Genomic DNA, 20427 nt, shown 5'->3' on the forward strand with positions numbered 1-20427 from the left:
ATCCTGCGGGTAGTCGGTAACCTGCCCTACAACGTGGCGACGCCGCTGATTTTTCATATACTGGAACACGCGGAACAGGTGCGGGATATGCACTTCATGCTGCAAAAAGAGGTGGTGGACCGCATGGTGGCGGTGCCGGGAACCAAAGCCTACGGTCGGCTATCGGTGATGATACAGGCGCACTGCGCGGTGGAATCCCTGTTCACGGTGGCTCCGGGCAATTTCTTTCCGGTGCCCAAGGTGGATTCGGCCTTCATGCGCCTGGTACCGCATCGTCCAGGGTTGCTACCACTCCATTTGCAGGCGCCTTTTGCGCGGATTGTGGCCACCAGCTTTGCCCAGCGCCGCAAGACGCTCGCCAATAATCTGCGCGGCATTTTGAGTGCGGACGACTTGCGGGGTTTGCAGATCGATCCCGGCTGCCGCGCCGAGACGCTGGATCAGGCCGCCTTTTTTCGCCTCGCCGAGGCCACAGTTGAACAGGGAAACCGATCATGAATCATTTGGAAGTTGCCGAGAAACTGTTTGCCGAACTGGAATGGGAAGCGAAAACACTGCCCGATTATCCGGTCCTCACTTGCGCGTTGCAGGTACCTAATGGCGTTCTGGACATTTTTTGCCATGTGCATGGCGAACGGGAGCGTATCCTGTTTTACCTGCGCCCCCAGAATCTGGAGATAACGAGGGAAAAACGCCTGGCGGTGGCGGAGTTTCTGACCCGTGCCAACTATGGACTGGCTCTGGGTAACTTTGAGCTCGATATGGAGGATGGAGAAATCAACTTCAAGACGATTCTCCAGGCGCCTGCCACGGTGTTGAGCACTGCCCTGCTGCGTCCTTATCTGCTGGTTGGCGTGGAGACCATCAACCACTACCTGCCAGGGCTGGACCGGGTGCTGAGTGGCCAGGAAACCCCGGCTGCCGCGATTAAGGCGTTGGAGATTGCGACAGCGGTGCATTGACCCCGGAGCCGATGATTCCGCTGCCCAGCAGCAGCGGGGTGATGCCCATGCCGCGGATTTTGGCAAGGGTGGGCTGGGCCGCTGCCAGAGAATCGAAGGTGTTGGTGCGGAGCCGATAGAGGGTGTTGTTGTCGCCCGCTTCCGCCTTTTCCATCTGGGTGCTGACCCCCAGCAGGGCGAGGCGATCGCGCAGGACGACGGCGGCGGCGCGGTTGGTGAAGGCGCCCACCTGAATGGTCACCGGCTGGTGAACGACACTGATACTGCTGGCGGTCGCTGCACTGGGAATACCGGGGCCGCTACCGAGGATGTCGGCAGGAATATCCACATGCATGGCGGGCAATATCTGATAAAAATTGAAATCGACGCCGCTGCGGGTGGCGGCTGTGCAGGCCGCAGCGGCGCTGCTGGAGGTGGCGACGGCGAGCGGGCTGCGCACCGGAGTTTGTGTAGTAGCCAGGGTAGCCGGTGGTGATGCTGAAGGGTGGGTGGCTGCCGGGCTAAGAGGCTGTTTCTGCGCGGTTGCAGGTGCGCTATTGCTGGAGGCCGTCGCTGCCGATAGTCCCGTTCCGGCACTGATTAGACCGAGCTTTCCTGTGGTGATGGGGATCTGCGCGATCCACCACCAGACCCCCGCACTCAGCGCGATCACCAGAAGCAGCAATACCCAAGGCCAGCGCCGTGCCGGCGGGGGGGGCGTTTCGTCGGTGTCATCTTCCGGTGTTACCGGCTGTCGTGGCGTGACGGGCGGGCGCGGCTCCTGCACTCGCGGGCGGCTGGTTTGATTTTTGTAATCGCGCATGATCCCTTACATCTGTTCCGGCGCGCTGACGCCAAGCAGCCGTAACCCATTGGCAATACTCTGTGCGACGGTCAGACAGAGCGTCAGGCGGGCGTGGCGCAGCGGCGTCTCCTCCACCAGAATTCTGGTCGAATTGTAGTAGGTGTGGAAGGCTGCAGCCAACTCCCTGAGATAGAAAGCAATCTGATGTGGTTCGCGATCACGGGCCGCCGTGGCCACTACTTCCGGGAAGCGCCAGAGGGCGTCGGCAAGTGCGATCTCGCGGGACTCCTGCAGAATTTCCAGGTCGAAGCCGTCTGCTGACGGCAGGCTGAGCCCCTTTTCTGCCGCCTGACGCAGCAGGGAATAGACCCGGGCGTGGGCATACTGGATATAAAATACCGGGTTTTCTTCGGAGTGCTTTTTGGCCAGTTCCAGATCAAAGTCCAGATGCTGGTCGGCACGGCGCAGCACATAAAAGAAACGCGCGGCATCATTGCCCACTTCCTCGCGCAGTTCACGGAGGGTGACAAACTCGCCAGCGCGGGTAGACATGGAGACCTTTTCCGTACCGCGATAGAGGATGGCGAACTGGACGAGGACGACTTCCAGTTGCTGGTCATCGAGGCCGAGGGCGCGCAGGGCGGCCTTGACTCTGGGCACATAGCCGTGATGGTCCGCACCCCACATATCGATGACGTGGGTGAAGCCGCGGGCAAATTTTTCAGCATGGTAGGCCACATCGGAGGCAAAGTAGGTATAGGCGCCATTGTCGCGACGCAAAACCCGGTCCTTGTCGTCATCAAAGGCAGTGGCGCGGAACCAGAGGGCGCCCTCCTGGGTGTAACAATATCCGGCTTTTTCGAGGGCGGCGACGGCGGCATCGACCGCACCCGTATCCATCAGGCTGCGCTCGGAATACCAGCGCTCGTAATGCACACCGAAGCCCTCCAGATCGTCGCGGATGTCGGTGAGAATCTCGTCCAGTCCGGCGCTGTGCAGGGTGCGATAGTCGGCACCGAGGGACTGCTTCAGATGGGCGATGAGGGTGTCGATGGCGATATCACCGTCGCTCATCTCGGGCAGGTTCGGCAATCCGGCCGCCGCGTGCTGTAAGCGGTCGCCGACCTGCTCCCGGAGATGGGCCGCTATTTCGCGCACATAGTCGCCCCGATAACTGTTCTCAGGGAAGGGCCAGGGCAGCGCCCCGGCGGCTTCGAGATAGCGCAGGTAGACGCTGGCGGCGAGAATATCCATTTGCCGCCCGGCGTCGTTGACATAGTATTCGCAAAAGATGTCGAAGCCGTTAAAGCGGAGGATGTTGGCGAGGCTGGCGCCATAGGCGGCACCGCGCCCGTGCCCGACGTGCAGGGGGCCGGTGGGGTTGGCCGAGACGAATTCCAGTTGCAGGCGTTGACCGGCGCCGTTCCGGTTGGCGCCGAAGCGCTCTTTTTCGGTACGCACCCGGTGGATGACGGCGTGAAAGGCGGCAGGCTGCAAAAAGAAATTGATGAAGCCGGGGCCGGCAATTTCGGTGCGGGCAATCCATTCCGAGGCTGGCAGGGCCGCAACGATATCCTTGGCGATGTCGCGGGGTTTGCGCCCGACCGCTTTGGCGAGGAGCAGGGCGACGTTGCTGGCGAGATGGCCGTGTTCCACCTGCTTGGGGCGATCCAGCTCTAGGGTGGCGGGAATCCCTGGAATGCTGCCCTGGGCGTGGAGTAGTTGAAGCGCCCCTTGCAGGGCCTGGCTGACAAATGCTTTCACAGGGCTACCTTATGCACGAAATTTTTGCTTTAGTGTAACGCAAGCCAGCGCTTTACGGCAGGGGTTGTTGTATCTTGGATACTGTACTGGAGCCGAAGATCAATGGGGATGCGCATAATGCATGATTATCTGGGAGGTTTCTGGCACTGGTTTACCACCCCGTGGACGCTGCCCGGTGGGATGGTTGTCGAGCCCATCGGTATGGTTGAGTTTCTAATTATCCTGGTTTTTTTATGGTGGGGGGCGGCCTGGGTGCGGCGGCTCACGCGCCGGGTACTGAGCCGGCAACTGGATCATGCCACGGCTTACGCCATCTCGCGGCTTACCTACTACATCGTTATTGCTCTGGGCATTTTCATTGCCCTGCAGACAGTCGGCATCAATCTCAGCAGTCTGGCTATCTTGGGCGGTGTGGTGGGTGTCGGTCTGGGTTTTGGGTTGCAGAATATTTTCAGCAATTTTGCGTCCGGACTCATTCTGCTCTTTGAACGCAGTATTAAGGTAGGCGACTACATCCAGATCAAAGAGAACGGCCTGCATGGCGAGGTCAAAAAGCTGGGCGTGCGCTATACCCAGATCGTGACCAACGACCATGTGGATATCCTGGTACCCAACTCCCAGTTTGTGAATGGTGAAGTGATCAACTGGAGTCTGGATGATCCGATTATGCGGATTCATATCCCGTTTCGCGTGCCCTACGGTACCGACCGGGAACGATTGCGGAGTCTGGTCATAGAAACCGCGCTCTCCTTGCCTCTGACGGCAAGGGACGAACGTTATCCGCCGACCTTGTGGTTGAACGCGTTTGGAGATGCAGGCTACGATTGCGAGATGATCGTCTGGGTGGAACGTGCGGGACTGATGCGTCCCGGCGGAACCCGCGCCAAATATAACTGGGCACTGGCGGATGCCCTGGAGCAGGCGGGCATCGAAATACCGCGGCCGCGTCAGGAGGTGGTGGTGGCGCCTTCCCTGGCGGCGGCGCTGGCTGCTGCGGAAAACTCGTCCTCTTCCTCCTCCACGTAATTGCGCGGACCATCGGCGCTGCGCAGGGCGCTGGGCGGGATGATAAAGACGTAGGCGGCCATGGCCGCTATCAGGCAGATCCACATGGACAGGCGCAGCAGATTGTCGATGCTCATGGTGCCCGCCTGCACACTGATCAGGGTGTGCAGGTGTTGGGCTGAGAGCGCCGTTTCCGGATCGAAACGGCTGATGTGGCCGCGCAGATGGTCGCTGGCAAGGGCGCTGTAGCGGGTCCAGTAGACGCTCAGCAGGCTCACCCCGATGTTGGCGCTGAAGACGCGAATGAAATTGCTGGTGGTGGCGGCTGACGGAATTTCCGCAGCGCTGAGGCCGGAGAGAATCACCATGGTCAGCGGCACGAAGAGCATACCCACCCCCATGCCGATGAACAGCACCGGCCAGAACAGGTCGTTCAGACTGCTGATGGGGCTGAGATAAGCGCTGCCATAGGCGAAGGCAAAAATGGCAAAGCAGAGGGTCGCCAGCCGTCGCAGCCCGAGTAATCCGCGCAGACGGTCCATCAGCGTCGACAAAGGGATGGCGCCGATGCCGATGGGAATAAGTACGGAGCTCCCCCAGAACCCATTGAAACCGAGGGTTTCCTCTGCCCAGAGGGGCAGTATGGAGGCCCAGCCCATGAACATGGCCCAGCCCAGGCAGAGTAGCAGCAGACCCAGCCAGTAATTGCGTCGGTGCAGAAAGTGTAACTGGAGCAGGGGGTGCCGGGTTTCGCTTTCCCGCCAGGCAAAGAGCAGCAGAAAGGTAAAGGCAAATAAGGTCATTTTGATAATGAAAGTGGAATGCCACCAGCCGTACTGCTCGCCCTGATCCAGCATAATTTGCATGCTCATCAGCCCGCCATAGAGCAGGCCGAAGCCCCAGCTATCGAAGGGCGGGGTTTGGGGATTGCCCTGCTCTTTGGGGATGCCCATGCTGCCCAGAAACAGGGCGACGCCCCAGATCGGTAGGGAAAGCAGGAAAATGCTGCGATAGCCCAGTTCCGTCGCCAGCAGGCCGCCGATGGTCGGCCCGAAGAAGAAAGGCACCAGCATGGCATTACTCCAGAATATGGTCACCAGACCATGGTGCTGGCTGGGGCTGTGGCGCAGAAAAAGACTCTGACTCAGGGGGACGAGAAGCCCCGCGGCGACGCCTTCCAGAGCACGGGACAGCAGCATAATCCAGAGATTGTCAGTCACCGCACTGATGACGGTGCCCACCATAGCCACGGTAACCGCCATCTGAAAGACGCGGCGCATCCCGAAGCGGGCTGTCGTCCAGGGCATCAGGGTAATCCCCAGTGACCAGTGGACAATGAAGTAGGTCAGGGTCCAGAGGGCATGATCGCTGCTGGTGGAAAGGCCGCCCGCGACGTAGGGAAAAATACCCTGCACCGAGGCACCGTCGAAGGAGCCCATACCGAGGGCGAGGCCTACCCCCGCAAAGAGGGGCCAGGTTTTAGAAAGGGACGGCGATGTTTCCACGAAGTTGGATCCTTGGAAGTTGTCCTAATTTAACGCTAACGCTAATTTCACTCGCGGGCGGTGCGCGCCTTCCTGGATCGACCGGCGACGCCGGACTGAGCCTGCATGGGTCCCTAAAATCCGCCGTCGGCCGCGGCTACGACCAGAAAGGCGCCGGAGCCGCCCGCCGGATGCTCCAGCCAGATCAGGGGCAGGTCGGGACGGCGACGGATGAGGGCCTCTTCGGCATCACCGGTTTCCACCACCAGGACGCCGCCCGCCTGCAGGTGATGCGGCGCCTGCTCCAACAGGGGGAGCAGGCAATCCAGGCCATCATCGCCGGCGGCCAAGGCGAGACGGGGCTCGTGCCGGTATTCTGGGGGCAGCTCTGCCATGGCCGCCGCGTCCACATAGGGCGGGTTGCTGAGGATCAGGTCGTAGCGCTGTCCATCCAATGCGGCGAAGAGGTCGGACTGATGCAGGTGCACGCGCTCCTCCAGGCCATAGCGTTGCACATTCGTGCGGGCTACGGCGAGGGCCTCGGCGGAAATATCTACTGCATCCACTTCGGCATCCGGAAAGCGCAGGGCCAGGGCGATGGCCATACAGCCGGAGCCCGTGCCGATCTCCAAAATGCGCTGCACCTGCGGCTCCTCTACCCAGGGTGCGAAGCCCTCTTCAATGAACGGTTCAAGCAGGCTGCGGGGAATGAGGACGCGTTCATCGACGCTAAAACGTAGTCCGGCAAACCAGGCTTCGCCGGTGATGTAGGCGGCAGGACGGCGGAGCATTTCCCGCTGATAAAAGTGGTTGAGAATCGTGGTCTTTTCGTTGTCCAGCAGACGGGCTGCGCCCAGATCTGCAAGGTCTTCCGGCTCCAGGTGCAGCGCCCGCGCGATGAGGGTGTCGGCTTCGGCGCGGGGTTGCTGTTGGCCCTGGCTGAAGTCGAGCCCGGCAGCGGCAAAACGGCTGGCCCCCCAACGCCGGAAATCGGTTACCGTATGCAGTGTGGTGATAGCGAAGGCGGCATATTGTTCAAGGTTCATTCAGTCCAACTCCAGCCAGACCGGGCAATGATCGGAGCCGGTCACATCGGTGGCAATCCCGGCCCCGCGCAGGCGCGGCAACAGGCTTTCATGTATCCAGAAATAATCGAGGCGCCAGCCGATATTGCGGGCGCGGGCGTCGGTGCGCTGGCTCCACCAGGAATAGTCCGCCGCGTCCGGGTGCAGGTGACGGAAGCTATCCACCCAGCCCGCCGCTACCCACTGGTCCAGGCAGGCCCGTTCTTCGGGGAGAAAGCCGGATATTTTCGCGTTCTCTTTGGGGCGGGCGAGGTCGATGGCCTGATGGGCGGTGTTGACGTCGCCACAGAATACCACCGCCCGGCCGGCGGCGACCCGGGTGTTAATCAGCTCCAGGAAGACGGCATAGAAATCCAGTTTGAAGGCAAGGCGTTCGGTATCCTTCTTGCCGTTGGGGAAGTAGACGTTATACAGGTCGAAATCACCGCAGTCGGTGATGACCACGCGGCCTTCCCGGTCGAAGCGTGGGATGCCCAGGCCCGTTGCCAGTGGCTGGCAGGGCGCTCTGCTGAAGGTGGCGACGCCGCTGTAACCCGGGCGTTCGGCGACCGCCCAGCGGTCATCGTAACCCTCCAGTGCGGTTTCCGCCGCAGGCAGGCGGTCCGGATCGGCCTTGATTTCCTGGAAGCAGAGCACATCCGCCTGCGCCGCCGCGACCCATTCGCGCAAACCCTTGCGGCAGGCGGCGCGCCAGCCATTCACGTTCCAGCTATACAGGCGCATGGTCACGATCGCTCAACGCATCACCCGCACGGCCAGAAAATCCCCTTTGGCCAGCACCTGTTCCAGGATGATACGCCCGGTATCACCGGCGGTACCTGCTGCAGCGAGCAGGGCGAGTCCCTCCCGCGCCGCCGTCGGGCTGATGACGCCATGGCGCAGGGCCAGTTGATAAAGTACGGCAACACTGATTTCCTGGCCGGGTTGCTTGACCAGTTCCCCCTGAAGCTGCGCCAGGGGACCGCCGTAGAGGAGCAGTTTGCGCACATGGTCGATATTGGGCAGTGTCGGGGTGCTCATGGTGGTTCCTTGTTGATAAATCATCCGTTAAAGCGCGCGCCGACGGGTCCGGGTGGCGGCGTCTGGCATACACCGGCTAACTCTTTTCCGGACCCGGCCAGCCCTGGCAATGCAGGGACCACAGCCCACCACTTTGTGGCGCGCAGAGCAGCGGACCCAGTTCCGTCAGGGCGGCGGTCAGTGCCTCGCGCAGACCCCAGGGTGGATTCACCATGATCAGTCCGCTGCCGAAGAGCTGTTCCCGGCCTTCTTCCGGCATCTGCAACAGTTCGCAGGCAAAAGCGGGTAGGCGCTCGCGCAAAGCCTGCCGCAGCCTGGTGATCGTACCGCGGATTTTTACCGGGTACCAGACGAGATACACCCCTTGCGGCCAGCGCTGATAGGCGCGGATCAGGGTGTCCGCAAGGCGCTCCCATTCATCTCTGCGTTCAAAGGGCGGATCGATCAGGATCAGGCCACGTTTTTCAGGCGGGGGAATCAGCCCGAAGAGGGCGCGATAACCGTCTTCGCCGATGATGCTGGTGTGCGCCCGCTTGCCCATCGCCTTGCGCAGACGCGTCGCTACTTCGGGCTGTTGTTCGCAGAGCACCATCCGGTCAGCAGGCCGGAGCAGGGCGGCGGCGAGGACGGGTGAGCCGGGATAGTAGCGTAATACGCCGTCGCTGTTCTCATTGCTGATGATTTTCAGCCAGGCGCCCGCATGCGGCAGGCTGCGCCGGTCCGCCCAGAGGCGCGCAACGCCTTGCAAGTGTTCCCCTTGCGCGCTCAGTGTATATCGTCCCGCGCCCGCGTGGGTGTCGATGTAAGCGAGCGGCGTGTCCTTACGGATCAGGGCTTGCAAAGTGAGACTCAGGGCCAGATGCTTGATGCAGTCGGCAGCATTGCCGGCGTGATAATGATGGTCGTAATTCATGGTCTGCTTATCTTTCTGGGGTTGGCTTGGGGCGATGCTTTCGTCATGATAGCAGATAGTGGCCCAGACTCAGCGGAAAAGGAGAGATGAAGATGCGACTTTATGCTACGCAGACCAGCCCCTATGCCCGGAAGGTGCGTATCGCACTGCTGGAAAAAAACATCCCCTGTGCTTTGGAGTGGGTGGATCTCCGCGTCGCTGACCATGGCGCACTGGAGCACAATCCCCTGGGCAAGATCCCCGTGCTGGTGCGTAATGACGGCTCGGCCGTATATGACTCAGCAGTGATCATCCAATATCTGGAAATTCTGCACCCCGAACCAGCCATCATCCCCCATGATCCGGAGGCCCGCATTGAGACATTGCGGATTGAGGCGCTGGCCAGCGGTATTATGGATACCACGGTTGCCTGGGTGTTGGAGCAACGCCACAGTAAAGATTGCCAGGATGCCGGTATGTTGCAGCGTGCCCGCGGCAAGGTGCTTGCCGCATTGGCGGTGCTGCAGGAGGAGACGTGCGTGTGGAAAGATGTGGCCGCAGCGCCGGTGTTGAATCTGGCGCAGATTGCGACCATCGCCGCGGTCGGTTATGTCGATCTGCGCGCACCGGATTTCTTGCTGCAATTCCCGGATTTGACGACCTGGATGCACGCCTTGCGCCAACGTCCCGGCGTCAGTGCCACTGCGCCCCAGTAATTTTCGTGAAAATTGCGACCTGGAACGTCAACTCCCTGAAGGTGCGCCTCCCGCAAGTGCTGGAATGGCTGGGTAGCGAGCAGCCCGATGTCCTTTGTCTGCAGGAGACCAAACTGGTCGACGCGCGTTTCCCGGTGGCCGAACTGGCGGACGCAGGCTATCAGGCGCTCTATCACGGTCAGCCGACTTATAACGGTGTTGCCATATTGAGCCGGACAGCGCCCGACGACGCCCGCTGCGACTGGCCAGGCGGTGGTGACGGACAGGCACGACTGTGCGCCGCCAGCTTCGGTGACTTACGCGTCATCAATGTTTATGTGCCCAACGGTCAGGCCTTGGACAGTGACAAGTATCCCTACAAATTACAATGGCTGGGGCGTCTGCGTGCGCTGATTGCCGAGGAGTTGCAGCGCTGGCCGCAACTGCTGCTGGTAGGGGATTTCAATGTTGCCCCTGACGCCCGTGATGTTTACGACGCTACGGTTTGGGGGGATGGCATACTCTGCTCAGTTCCAGAACGGGCGGCGCTGGGTGCTCTGTTGAGCCTCGGACTGCATGACAGTTACCGTAGCCTGCACCCGGACGCGCAGGCGTGGAGCTGGTGGGATTACCGCGCGGCAGCATTCCGGCGCAATCAGGGGCTGCGCATCGACCTGATCCTGGCCTCGAGTCCACTGCTTGCGCGCACTCAGGATGTCGTCATCGACCGCGCCGCGCGGGCGGCAGAGCGTCCGTCAGATCACGCGCCTGTCTGCATCACGCTGGAGAACGAGGCATGATTGGTATTCTGGTCGTCAATCTCGGCACCCCCGATGCGCCCACCGCCCCGGCAGTGCGCCGCTACCTGCGCGAGTTTCTCAGTGATACCCGGGTAGTAGAACTTCCGCGGATCCTCTGGTGGCCCATCCTGAATGGGCCTATTCTGCTGTTTCGCCCCGCCCGCTCGGCGCGCAATTATGCGAGCATCTGGCTTCCCGATGGATCACCCCTAATGGTCTATAGCCAGCGTCAATGCGACGCACTACAGGCCCGGTGGGATCAGCAGTTTCCCGGTCAGGTCCGGGTGGAACTGGCTATGCGCTACGGCAACCCGTCAGTTGCGAAAGGCATGACCGCTTTGCGCGCCGCCGGCTGCAGCAAAATACTGGTGGTGCCACTTTATCCGCAATATGCGGCAGCCACCACCGCCTCCATTTTTGATGCGGTGGCCAAAGAATTGCGGAAATGGCGCGAAGTTCCGGAAATTCGCATGATTCGGGACTGGTACCAGCACCCCGCCTATATTCGTGCCCTGGCGGATAGTATCCGCGCCTGGTGGCAGGAGCACGGGCAGGCAGAGCGATTGCTGATTTCTTTTCACGGCTTGCCGGAGATTTGCATTGAGAAGGGCGACCCCTATCGTGCTCAGTGCGAAAAGACCACCGCATTGCTGGTAAAGGAGCTCGGTTTGCCTGATGATCAGTGGGTGCAAACTTTTCAAAGCCGCTTCGGCGCCGCCCAATGGCTGAAGCCCCATACCGACGAGACGCTCGTCGAGTTGGCGCGTTCCGGAGTGTCCCGCATAGATACCGTCTGCCCTGGGTTCACTGCGGATTGCGTGGAAACACTACAGGAAATCGCCATGGAAGGTAAAGAAACTTTCCTCCATGCGGGTGGCCAGGAACTGCGTTATATCCCTGCGCTTAATGACAACTCCCGCTGGATAGCAGCGTTCAGCCAGATTCTTGAGCCCCATTGGCGTTTTTGGGAGAATTCGGAAAATTTTGCCGTTTCTGCACAGTCAGGCTAAAATCGGCTCGATACTGCTATGGCAGCCTCTTCCCCTGGCCCTTTACCTACAGGACTCGCACCATGATGATCAGCAAAGACAAAGTCGTCACTATCGACTATTCCCTCACAGATGAAGAGGGGGAGCTGATTGACAGCTCCGTGGGTGAAGAGCCCCTCGTCTATCTCCATGGGCACCATGGCATCATCCCCGGCCTGGAGCAGGCTCTGGCAGGGCGTCGTGTTGGCGATAAACTAGAGGTCTCCATCCCTCCCGAGGAAGGCTATGGCGATTGGGACGAAGATCTGGTGGAGGTGGTGGGTGTTGAGGATTTTGACGATCCGGAAGAACTGGAGATCGGCACCCAGTTTGAGACTATGACCGAAGAAGGCACGCGTCTTGCTACCGTAATCGATATCGAAGGCGATGAAATTACCGTCGACCTCAATCACCCGCTGGCCGGGATGACCCTGAACTTCGATGTGACGGTGCTGGAAGTCCGGGATGCCACTGCCGAGGAGTTGGCCCATGGTCATGTCCATGGACATGGAGCACATGACGAGGACCATTGATGCGTCGGTGCTGCACCAGTTGACGCGTTTTCTGACCAAGTAAGTCGCCTTGCGTGGTCTGGGTTTAATGTCTGGAACCAGCGCCGACGGTGTGGATGCCGCGGTGCTGGATTTTGATGTCGCGGGTTGTGCGGGTTACCGAGGTGTCTTCAGGTGCTCTTTTGATCCGTTGTTGCGCGCAGAGGTGCTGGCTGCCAACGGGCCATTGAGTGTTGAGGCTGTGGCGCAACTCGACCGGCGTCTGGGCGCCTGTTATGCCCAATTGGCGAGTGCTGCCATCGCCCATCTCGGTCCGGTAGACTTTATCGCCTTGCACGGGCAGACCATTCGTCATCAACCGCGGGGGGCGCCCGGTTTTACGCTGCAAATTGGTGCCGCGGCAGATATTGCGGTGGCCACCGGTCTGACCGTGATCCACGATTTCCGGCGTGCCGATGTGGCGGCCGGGGGGGAGGGTGCGCCGCTGGTCCCGCCCTTCCATCAACACTGCTTTCAGGGTAAACAACCCCGTCTGGTACTTAATCTCGGTGGTATGGCCAACGTGACCTGGTTACCGGGCATGGATGACCCCCGTCCACTCCTGGCCTTCGACTGCGGGCCGGGCAATGTGCTTATGGATGCGGCCATACATTTGTGCGGTGATGGGCAATTGACCTGTGATGTGGATGGCCAAATGGCGGCTGACGGACTTTGCGATGCCGTACAGTTAGAGGCATGGCTGGCGCACTCGTTTTTCCGGCAGCCACCCCCCAAAAGCACTGGGCGGGAAGTTTTCGGGTTGCCCCTGGTGACGCAATGGTGGTCATCCTGGCAGGGCTCCGCGGCGGATTTTCTGGCGACACTGACGGCATTGACCGCGGTTTCTGTGGCCCAGGCGATAAGGACCTGGACACCGGGCGCCACAGAAATGCTGGTGTTCGGCGGCGGTGCCGAAAACCCGACCCTGATGCGCGTCCTGCAGGAGGTCCTGGCAGAAACCCGAATCTTACACGGTGGGCAGTACAGCGGCATTCCCAGTCAGGCTTTGGAGGCATTGGCCTTCGCCTGGCTGGGTGGAAAGTGCCTGCTGGGGCAGCGCCTGCCCCTGGCGCACGTTACCGGGGCGCAGCGCCCCATGACCCTGGGTAATATTCTGCCCGGAGATAACTGGCCAGATCTGCTTGTCCATCTCTCGAAAAGGATGGAAATCACCGCAAAGGAAAGATCGCATGGTGTTCTCCCCACAGCCTGACATCAGCAATTGTTGGCATCCCGGCGGCGGAACGGCCGTTTATGGCATTCTCGGTCATCCGGTCACCCACAGTCTCTCGCCATGGATGCATCGCCTCTTTGCAGTGCAACAGGATCGGGACCTGGTTTATGTGCCTTTTCCGGTGCATGAAGAGGCGATTGCCACGGCGCTGGCCGGACTGCCAGCGCTTGGTGTGCGCGGCGTGAATGTTACGGTCCCCCATAAAGAGGCCGTGTTGCCGCTGATGCAGCAGCTCAGCGCGGCGGCGCGTGCCATCGGCGCGGTGAACACCGTGTGTTTCACGCCCTCGGGCATGGAGGGACACAATACGGATGCACTCGGTTTTCAGCGGGCGCTGGAGCGTGCCGCGGGGATTGGCTGGCGGCAATGTCCGGCGACAGTGATTGGCGCTGGGGGGGCGGCCCGGGCCATCGTCTACGCCCTCGGTCATGCCGGATGTCCGGCTATTTATTTGGCGAATCGCCACCTGCCGCGTGCCGAAGCCCTGGCTGCACAATTCCCCGATCTTCCGGTGCACCCCCTCCCCTTGGACTCGGCAGCATTGTCTGCGGTGTTGCCCCACAGTGCGTTACTGGTCAATACCAGCGCGCGCGGGCTGCACGGGGAGGGCCACCCGGAGTTGGATCTGGCCCACATGCCAAGAAATGGCAGTGTATACGATATCGTCTATAACCCATTGGAAACGCCCTTACTACGCGCCGCCCGGCAAGCCGGACTGAGCGCGATTGATGGGCTGGGCATGTTGGTAGAGCAAGGCGCGGAGAGTTTTCGAATATGGACGGGAACTTTACCGCGGACCGCCGCCGTGGAGGAGATCTTACGCCGATGGCTACAAATCCAGAACCCGTCTCGCTGACCCCCGTATTGCGGGCATTAGTCAGCAATGGTTTAAGCGACGAGGCGCAGTTGCAAAGTCTGGCCGCCGATCCGGCGCGCGGTAAGACGCCACTTCTGTTTTACGTGGTCGAGAAGGGCGCCGTTGCCGCTGCGGCGCTTATGGCGCATCTTTCCGCTCGCTATAACATGCCCATGCTCGATCTGGATGCGGTCGCGATGGATGAGTTACTCATTCGGAAGCTCGACAAAGGACTGATGATCCGCTATCTGGTGCTACCCTTGTCAAAGCATGGGGACACCCTCTACCTCGCCATGGCTGATCCTACGGATTTCAAGGCGGTGGAAGATGTGAAGTTCAACACCGGTCTGCAGGTGATGCCGATACTGGTCGAGGCCAATAAACTGGTGAAAGCGGTGAATGCCGCGGCCAACAGTATGCAAGGCGGGATCGATGATGTTTTCATGGACAAGCCGCGCGACGAAGAAGAGCAGGAAGAATTCGATCTTGCGCAGAAGAATGACAGTACTGTCGAGGATGCGCCGGTGGTGCGTTTTGTCCAGCAATTGCTGCTGGATGCCATTCAGCGCGGGGTCTCTGACATTCATCTGGAACCCTATGAAAAGGATTTTCGGGTGCGTTACCGCCTCGATGGCGTGTTGCAGGACGCACTGCATCCGCCGGTGGCGTTGCGCGATGGGGTCACCTCGCGCCTGAAGATTCTCTGTCGTCTGGATATTTCTGAGCGACGATTACCTCAGGATGGCCGTCTGCGCGTCAGGGTGCCCCCGGCCCGGGTCATTGACTTCCGTGTCTCTTTTCTGCCTACCAATTTTGGCGAAACGATTGTGCTGCGCTTGCTGGACCCGGCCAGCTCCAAGGTGCCCATTGAGCAGTTGGGCTTTTTACCCGAGCAGCGTAAGGCATTTGAAGAGGCCATTCACCGCCCTTACGGTATGATCCTGGTCACCGGCCCCACGGGTTCCGGTAAAACGACGACCCTCTACACCGCGCTGAATATCCTCAACACCGGCGACTGCAACATCAGTACCGCGGAGGACCCCGTCGAAATCCCGGTGTATGGGATCAATCAGGTGAATATCAATGAGCGCATTGGTCTCAACTTTGCCGCTGCCTTGCGTTCCTTCCTGCGCCAGGACCCCGACATTATCATGGTCGGTGAGGTGCGTGATCTGGAAACCGCGGAGACCGCCATCAAGGCCGCCCAGACGGGCCATCTGGTGTTGGCCACCCTGCACACCAATGATGCGCCACAAAGCCTCACCCGCTTGGAAAATATGGGTATTCCCACTTACAACATCGCTGGCGGTGTGCACCTGGTGATGGCACAGCGACTCGTCCGCAAACTTTGTCCGCACTGTAAAAAGCCCCTGCGTATTCCCGAACAGGCCCTGATCGAGGCGGGATTCGCGCCCGAGGATCTTCAGGGCTGGCGCCCTCTGGGCGCGACCGGTTGTGATCAGTGCAATAAAACGGGATATAAAGGTAGGATGGGACTTTATCAGGTGATGCCGGTGAGCGACGCCATGCGCGAGATCATTATGCGGGGTGGCACTTCCATCGATCTGGCGCGGCAGGCGGCACAAGAGGGGGTGCTGACCATGCGGCAAAACGGGTTGGGGCGGATCAGGGAGGGCGTCACTAGCCTTGAGGAGGTGCTGCGGGTGACCAATCTTTGATTTTGCCTCCCCGTATACGCAGATGTTTTGTGCTGAGCGTCACCAATATGGCGATGGGTAGTAGGCGCGCGATGAATTATGGCATTGTAAGTCCCGGCAGAACTTTGTGGCGGGGCGTATAATATGCCGGAGATGGTGGGTGACTGGCGGCGCCTTTGGGGGATTTCCGCCTACCGGCTCCTGATCGCGGCCGTTATCGCCATCCTGGTGCGGCTACCGGCCAGTGAGACCATTATTGACCTGGGGGGGCATGCGGAACTGCTGCGCGTCCTGACCCTGCTGGCCGCCACGGTCAGTCTTGGTTATCTGTTGGCACTTTTGTTGCGGTGGCCGACGCAGCCGCGCCACCATGCCTGGATCCAGGTGTCGACTGACACCCTGCTGGTGCTGCTGTTATTGCATTTCGGGGGAGGGGTCAGCGGCCCTTTCAGTATCTTGCCCTTCCTGTTGCTGGTGTCCACGGCGAGCCTCTTGCGCGGCAAAAGTGCTTTTGTTTTTGTGTGGATATTGCTGGCGCTGCTGGTGAGTGAGTCACTACTCGGTGGGATGACCTCCGTGCACCCGCCCCTTGGCCAGCTTTTCATCTATGTCCCCGCACTGGTGGCGGTGGCGGTGCTGGCCGACAGTCTGGTTATCAGCCTGGAACGCGGCAACCGTCTGGCGCTGCAAAGGGATGCAGAGGTCGTCAATCTCAATGCCCTGAACCAGGAAATTGTGCAGCATATGGATGTGGGCGTTTTTGTGCTGGATCGGCAAAATCGCATTGTTCTGAGCAACCCAGTTGCCCGGACGCTTTCGGGGTATCGGCTATGGACTTCCGTGCCTGTCGCCCTCGACATGGTGCAGCCGAGTCTGGCCACCATGCTGCAACAGGCGGCGCACAATGACAGCGAGATGGTGGTCACGCTGAGTGGGCGTGATTCGACCCTGCAGGACAGTGCCCAGACCCTGCTGGTACGTAAAATCGCCCTGCCCCACAGCCCCTATCGCCTGCTGCTTCTCCGCGACGCATCAGCGTTGCGCGCCCGCGAACGCGAGGCCCGCCTGGCGGCGCTGGGTCGTCTGGCGGCTAATATTGCCCACGAAATTCGTAACCCGCTCAGCGTGATTCGCCACGCGGGTAACCTGCTCGGCGAGAGCGTGGAAACCCCCGGTTCGCGGCATCTTTTTGAGATCCTGGAACGGGAGACGGTGCGCATCAACACCATCGTCGAATCGGTACTGGAGATGGCCCGCCCAAGCCCTGCGCATTCCGAGGCCATCGCGTTGTTGAGCTGGTTGCCAGCGCTCATCGCCGAGTTGCAGGCCGACCCGCTGCTCGCACCCATGACGATCGTTGTCCGTGAAATTTCCCCGCAGCTTCGGGTCTATGCCGATCCTGCGCAGTTGCGGCAGGTGTTCTGGAATCTGCTGCATAACAGCGCACAGTATGGTGTGGCAGAAGATGCTACGATGCGCGTCGAAATCGAGACAGTACGTGCGGACAAGGAGATCATCATGGTGACGCTGCGGGATTTTGGACCGGGCGTAAAGCTGGAGGTGATGGAGCGCATTTTTGAGCCATTTTTTACGACCAATTCACGGGGTACCGGACTGGGCTTGTCTATGGTGCGCGAGTCGTTGCGCATTAACGGTGGTCGCATTGATTGTGAAAACCATCCACAGGGCGGTGTACTGTTCCGGATCTTTCTCCCCTGCTGGTGTCTGGAGACGGAGGAGTGATGGCTGATTCTTCCGTATTGCCACCTGCCCTGATCGTGGATGACGAGCCGAATATCGTTGAATTACTGGGTATTACGTTGCAGGGTATGGGAATTGCTGTCACTGGCGCCCGTTCCCTCGCAGAAGCCTACGCCCGCCTTGCCGAAGGTGCTCCGTCTTTATGTCTGAGCGATCTGCGTTTACCGGATGGTTCAGGTATTGATCTGGTACGCCGTCTGCACGTGTTGCACCCGCAAGTGCCAGTGGCCGTGATTACGGCCTACTCATCCGCCGATGGCGCCGTCGCGGCGATGCAGGCGGGGGCCTTTGATTACATGGCCAAGCCCATCGAACTTACGCGTCTGCGGCGACTGATATCGCAAGCCGTTGATCTCAGTCGTCTGTCACCGGCGGGTTCGGACGGCACGCAACGGCTGGTGGGCGATTCTCCGGTCATGCGACGCTTACGCGACGATATCCGCCGCGTTGCGCGAAGTAATGCGCCAGTACACATCACCGGTGAGTCTGGTACCGGTAAGGAGTTGGCCGCGCGTGCCATTCACGCCTCGGGATCCCGTCACGACAAGCCTTTCGTGGCCGTTAACTGCGGCGCTATTCCCGATGGACTGGTGGAGAGTGAGCTCTTCGGTGCCGAGAAGGGTGCTTATTCTGGTGCCATACAGCGTCGCGAAGGGCTCTTTGTGGCGGCCAATGGCGGCACGATTTTTCTGGATGAGATCGGTGAACTACCGATGATGGTGCAGGTCAAGCTCCTGCGGGCCATTCAGGAGCGGACCATTCGTCCGCTGGGTGCGTCGCGGGAAATTCCTCTGGATCTGCGTTTCATCTCCGCTACCCACCGCGATCTGCAAGAGATGGTCGTTGCCGGTAACTTTCGTCAGGATCTCCTGTATCGTCTGGATGTCGTGCGGCTCCATATGCCGCCCTTGCGCGAGCATCCGGAGGATATTCCCCAGTTGGCGGAGGTGATCCTGCAACGTATCGGGGGGGTGCAGGATGGTGCGCCGGGGCGGCTGCCCGCGGGGACTCTGGAGCGGCTGGGTAGTTACGCTTTCCCTGGCAATGTCCGCGAGTTGGAAAATTTGCTGGAGCGCCGTCTCGCGTTACAGCGGGACGATATTCTACCTGAAGAAGCATTCAACGCCTCTGGCGGTGTGGCGCCAGAAAGCGGCCTGCTTGCCTCTGTAACGGTAAGTGCTGCGCCGACCGGTTTAGACACGGCAGAGGCCGCATTACTGCGCCAGATGCTGGAGCAGTCTGGAGGCGACCGGCATCATGCCGCAGATCTGCTAGGTGTCAGTTTGCAGTCGCTGGAGCTGCGACTCAGCAGATTGTCTCCGGGAGAAATTGCATGACACAGGGTGCAATGAGCGTGGTCTATATCTTAGTCGCCCTGCTCGGCCTGCTCATCGGCAGCTTCCTGAATGTGGTGGTACATCGGGTGCCTCGCCACGAATCCATCATCCATCCCGCGTCCCACTGCCCGCACTGCGGCTATGTGCTGCATTCCTGGGAAAATATCCCGGTCCTGAGCTGGATCTTATTGCGCGGCCGCTGCCACGGTTGCAGCAACCCCATTGCCTGGCGTTATCCGGCGTTGGAACTGCTGACCAGTTTGCTCAGCCTGGTGGTTATCTGGCAACTGGGCCTCACCTGGCAACTGGTCCCTGCCTTGATATTCACCTGGGCGCTGCTGGCGCTGACCATGATTGATCTGGAGACGCAACTGTTGCCTGACCGCATTACCAAGCCGGGACTGCTGATCGGGCTGCTGCTCAATGGGTCGGCACTTTTCTGGCCGGGGATAGCGCTGGTGACGCCCCAGGACGCCTTGCTCGGTGTACTCATCGGCTACGGCAGTCTGTGGTTGCTGGCCACGGTGTATTATCGGGCGACCGGGCAGCACGGAATGGGCGGCGGTGATCTCAAATTGCTCGGCATGATTGGTGCCTGGCTGGGCTGGCAGGCCGTTTTTTTGACCCTGTTCATCGCGGCTCTGAGCGGTGGTCTGGTCGCCCTGAGCTTCCTGCTGCGTGGTAAGGGCCGGGACTATGCCATGCCTTTCGGTCCTTACCTGGCGCTGGGGGGCTGGCTCATGCTGCTGTGGCCACAAGCCATCCTTTCCGGTTACCTGCATCTGCTGGGTTCCTGAATGGCGCTGCGGATTGGTCTGACGGGGGGGGTGGCCTGCGGCAAAAGCACGGTCGCCGGGATGCTCAAGGCGGCGGGCGCCCATGTGCTGGATGCCGATGTCATCGCCCGCGAACTGGTGGTGCCGGGCAGTCCGGCTCTGCAAGCCATTATCACCCATTTTGGTCCGGCTTTTTTAGGCGAAGATGGCTGCCTCGATCGCGCCGCATTGCGTGCCCGGATTTTTGCTGACCCAGCGGCGAAAATCTGGCTGGAAGCCCTTCTCCATCCGCTTATTCGTGCATCCTTTATAACTGCCAGCGATGCATTGACCAGACGGCATCCGCAAGCGCTGATGGTCTGGGTGGTGCCGTTGCTGGTCGAAAATGGCTATCGCCCATTGCTGGATCAGGTCCTGGTCGTCGATTGTCCCCGCTCCGTGCAAATAAAGCGCTTGCGTGCCCGCCCTGGCTGGACAGAGGAGCAAATCTCTGCGGTGCTCGCGGCGCAATGTGATCGTGTCGCGCGTAATGCCGCCGCCGACTGGATTATTTCCAATGAAGGGTCGCTGGCTGAGTTGCAAACTCAGGTTGCCCTCTATCTTCGTCATTTGCGGGGAACCTAACGATTTGCTTAGGGAAAGCGCCTGTGGCAACCTGTGGGGCGCTGCCCAGAAATGGTGCACGCTGCCATTCCCTGATTTTGGGGTGCTGTGGCTCCGTGCAGCGGCAGTGAC

At 60.3% G+C, this 20427-nt stretch carries 21 protein-coding genes; 14 read left to right on the plus strand and 7 right to left on the minus strand.

The window, feature by feature from the left end:
• Together Q0C48_RS09535 and Q0C48_RS09540 are read left to right on the plus strand one after the other, a co-directional pair.
• On the plus strand, positions 1 to 498 hold a 498-nt coding region (locus Q0C48_RS09535; protein WP_291523767.1), incomplete at its 5' end, for an rRNA adenine dimethyltransferase family protein.
• On the plus strand, positions 495 to 962 hold the full coding sequence (locus Q0C48_RS09540) for a YbjN domain-containing protein (protein WP_291523769.1): 468 nt from the start codon (positions 495 to 497) through the stop codon (positions 960 to 962). The genes Q0C48_RS09535 and Q0C48_RS09540, both read left to right, overlap by 4 nt.
• On the opposite strand, the gene Q0C48_RS09545 is transcribed toward Q0C48_RS09540, so the two are convergent.
• Both Q0C48_RS09545 and argS read right to left on the minus strand, forming a co-directional pair.
• Complete coding sequence (locus Q0C48_RS09545; protein ID WP_291523771.1) at positions 928 to 1764, minus strand: SPOR domain-containing protein; 837 nt, start codon at positions 1762 to 1764, stop codon at positions 928 to 930. The genes Q0C48_RS09540 and Q0C48_RS09545 overlap by 35 nt on opposite strands.
• A gap of 6 nt (positions 1765 to 1770) precedes the next feature.
• On the minus strand, positions 1771 to 3510 hold the full coding sequence (argS, locus tag Q0C48_RS09550) for an arginine--tRNA ligase (RefSeq protein ID WP_291523773.1): 1740 nt from the start codon (positions 3508 to 3510) through the stop codon (positions 1771 to 1773).
• A gap of 117 nt (positions 3511 to 3627) precedes the next feature.
• Between argS and Q0C48_RS09555 the strand changes: the two genes are divergently transcribed.
• Entirely contained in the window at positions 3628 to 4536 is a 909-nt protein-coding gene (locus Q0C48_RS09555) for a mechanosensitive ion channel domain-containing protein (protein WP_291523775.1), read from the plus strand.
• On the opposite strand, the gene Q0C48_RS09560 is transcribed toward Q0C48_RS09555, so the two are convergent.
• The 5 genes from Q0C48_RS09560 to rlmJ all read right to left on the minus strand — a co-directional run bounded on the left by Q0C48_RS09560 (position 4458) and on the right by rlmJ (position 9017).
• Positions 4458 to 6020 carry an MFS transporter gene (locus Q0C48_RS09560; protein ID WP_291523777.1) on the minus strand — a complete coding sequence of 521 codons (1563 nt, stop codon included), beginning with the start codon at positions 6018 to 6020 and terminating at the stop codon, positions 4458 to 4460. The genes Q0C48_RS09555 and Q0C48_RS09560 overlap by 79 nt on opposite strands.
• A 113-nt stretch (positions 6021 to 6133) precedes the next feature.
• Complete coding sequence (gene prmB / locus Q0C48_RS09565) at positions 6134 to 7045, minus strand: 50S ribosomal protein L3 N(5)-glutamine methyltransferase (protein WP_291523779.1); 912 nt, start codon at positions 7043 to 7045, stop codon at positions 6134 to 6136.
• Entirely contained in the window at positions 7046 to 7807 is a 762-nt protein-coding gene (locus tag Q0C48_RS09570; RefSeq protein WP_291523827.1) for an exodeoxyribonuclease III, read from the minus strand.
• Positions 7808 to 7819: 12 nt separating this feature from the next.
• Positions 7820 to 8104: a DUF2322 family protein gene (locus Q0C48_RS09575; RefSeq protein WP_291523781.1), complete on the minus strand. Its 285-nt coding sequence runs from the start codon at positions 8102 to 8104 to the stop codon at positions 7820 to 7822.
• 76 nt (positions 8105 to 8180) lie between these two features.
• Positions 8181 to 9017: a 23S rRNA (adenine(2030)-N(6))-methyltransferase RlmJ gene (gene rlmJ / locus Q0C48_RS09580; protein WP_291523783.1), complete on the minus strand. Its 837-nt coding sequence runs from the start codon at positions 9015 to 9017 to the stop codon at positions 8181 to 8183.
• A gap of 92 nt (positions 9018 to 9109) precedes the next feature.
• On the opposite strand from rlmJ, the gene Q0C48_RS09585 reads away from it, so the two are divergent.
• The 11 genes from Q0C48_RS09585 (at position 9110) to coaE (ending at position 20316) form a co-directional block, all read left to right on the plus strand.
• Complete coding sequence (locus tag Q0C48_RS09585; RefSeq protein ID WP_291523785.1) at positions 9110 to 9712, plus strand: glutathione S-transferase N-terminal domain-containing protein; 603 nt, start codon at positions 9110 to 9112, stop codon at positions 9710 to 9712.
• A 5-nt stretch (positions 9713 to 9717) separates the two neighbouring features.
• Positions 9718 to 10491: an exodeoxyribonuclease III gene (xth, locus tag Q0C48_RS09590; protein WP_291523787.1), complete on the plus strand. Its 774-nt coding sequence runs from the start codon at positions 9718 to 9720 to the stop codon at positions 10489 to 10491.
• Positions 10488 to 11501, plus strand: coding sequence for a ferrochelatase (hemH, locus tag Q0C48_RS09595; protein ID WP_291523789.1), 1014 nt, complete (start codon positions 10488 to 10490; stop codon positions 11499 to 11501). Before xth ends, hemH begins: the two co-directional genes overlap by 4 nt.
• A gap of 62 nt (positions 11502 to 11563) precedes the next feature.
• On the plus strand, positions 11564 to 12052 hold the full coding sequence (locus tag Q0C48_RS09600; protein WP_291523791.1) for a peptidylprolyl isomerase: 489 nt from the start codon (positions 11564 to 11566) through the stop codon (positions 12050 to 12052).
• Positions 12053 to 12119: 67 nt separating this feature from the next.
• The gene (locus tag Q0C48_RS09605; RefSeq protein WP_291523794.1) at positions 12120 to 13283 is read left to right on the plus strand and encodes an anhydro-N-acetylmuramic acid kinase; all 1164 of its coding nucleotides are present in this window, start codon (positions 12120 to 12122) and stop codon (positions 13281 to 13283) included.
• On the plus strand, positions 13261 to 14160 hold the full coding sequence (gene aroE, locus Q0C48_RS09610; protein WP_291523795.1) for a shikimate dehydrogenase: 900 nt from the start codon (positions 13261 to 13263) through the stop codon (positions 14158 to 14160). The genes Q0C48_RS09605 and aroE overlap by 23 nt, the downstream gene beginning before the upstream one ends.
• Positions 14130 to 15839 (plus strand): type IV-A pilus assembly ATPase PilB, encoded by a 1710-nt coding sequence (gene pilB, locus Q0C48_RS09615; protein ID WP_291523797.1) that lies wholly within the window; start codon positions 14130 to 14132, stop codon positions 15837 to 15839. Before aroE ends, pilB begins: the two co-directional genes overlap by 31 nt.
• Positions 15840 to 15962: 123 nt before the next feature.
• On the plus strand, positions 15963 to 17561 hold the full coding sequence (locus tag Q0C48_RS09620) for an ATP-binding protein (RefSeq protein WP_291523799.1): 1599 nt from the start codon (positions 15963 to 15965) through the stop codon (positions 17559 to 17561).
• Positions 17561 to 18916: a sigma-54 dependent transcriptional regulator gene (locus Q0C48_RS09625; RefSeq protein ID WP_291523801.1), complete on the plus strand. Its 1356-nt coding sequence runs from the start codon at positions 17561 to 17563 to the stop codon at positions 18914 to 18916. The genes Q0C48_RS09620 and Q0C48_RS09625 overlap by 1 nt, the downstream gene beginning before the upstream one ends.
• Complete coding sequence (locus Q0C48_RS09630) at positions 18913 to 19713, plus strand: A24 family peptidase (RefSeq protein ID WP_291523803.1); 801 nt, start codon at positions 18913 to 18915, stop codon at positions 19711 to 19713. Before Q0C48_RS09625 ends, Q0C48_RS09630 begins: the two co-directional genes overlap by 4 nt.
• On the plus strand, positions 19714 to 20316 hold the full coding sequence (gene coaE, locus Q0C48_RS09635; RefSeq protein ID WP_291523805.1) for a dephospho-CoA kinase: 603 nt from the start codon (positions 19714 to 19716) through the stop codon (positions 20314 to 20316).
• Positions 20317 to 20427 lie beyond the last annotated feature (111 nt).

The organism is Acidithiobacillus sp. (assembly GCF_023255755.1).
Lineage (GTDB): Bacteria > Pseudomonadota > Gammaproteobacteria > Acidithiobacillales > Acidithiobacillaceae > Acidithiobacillus.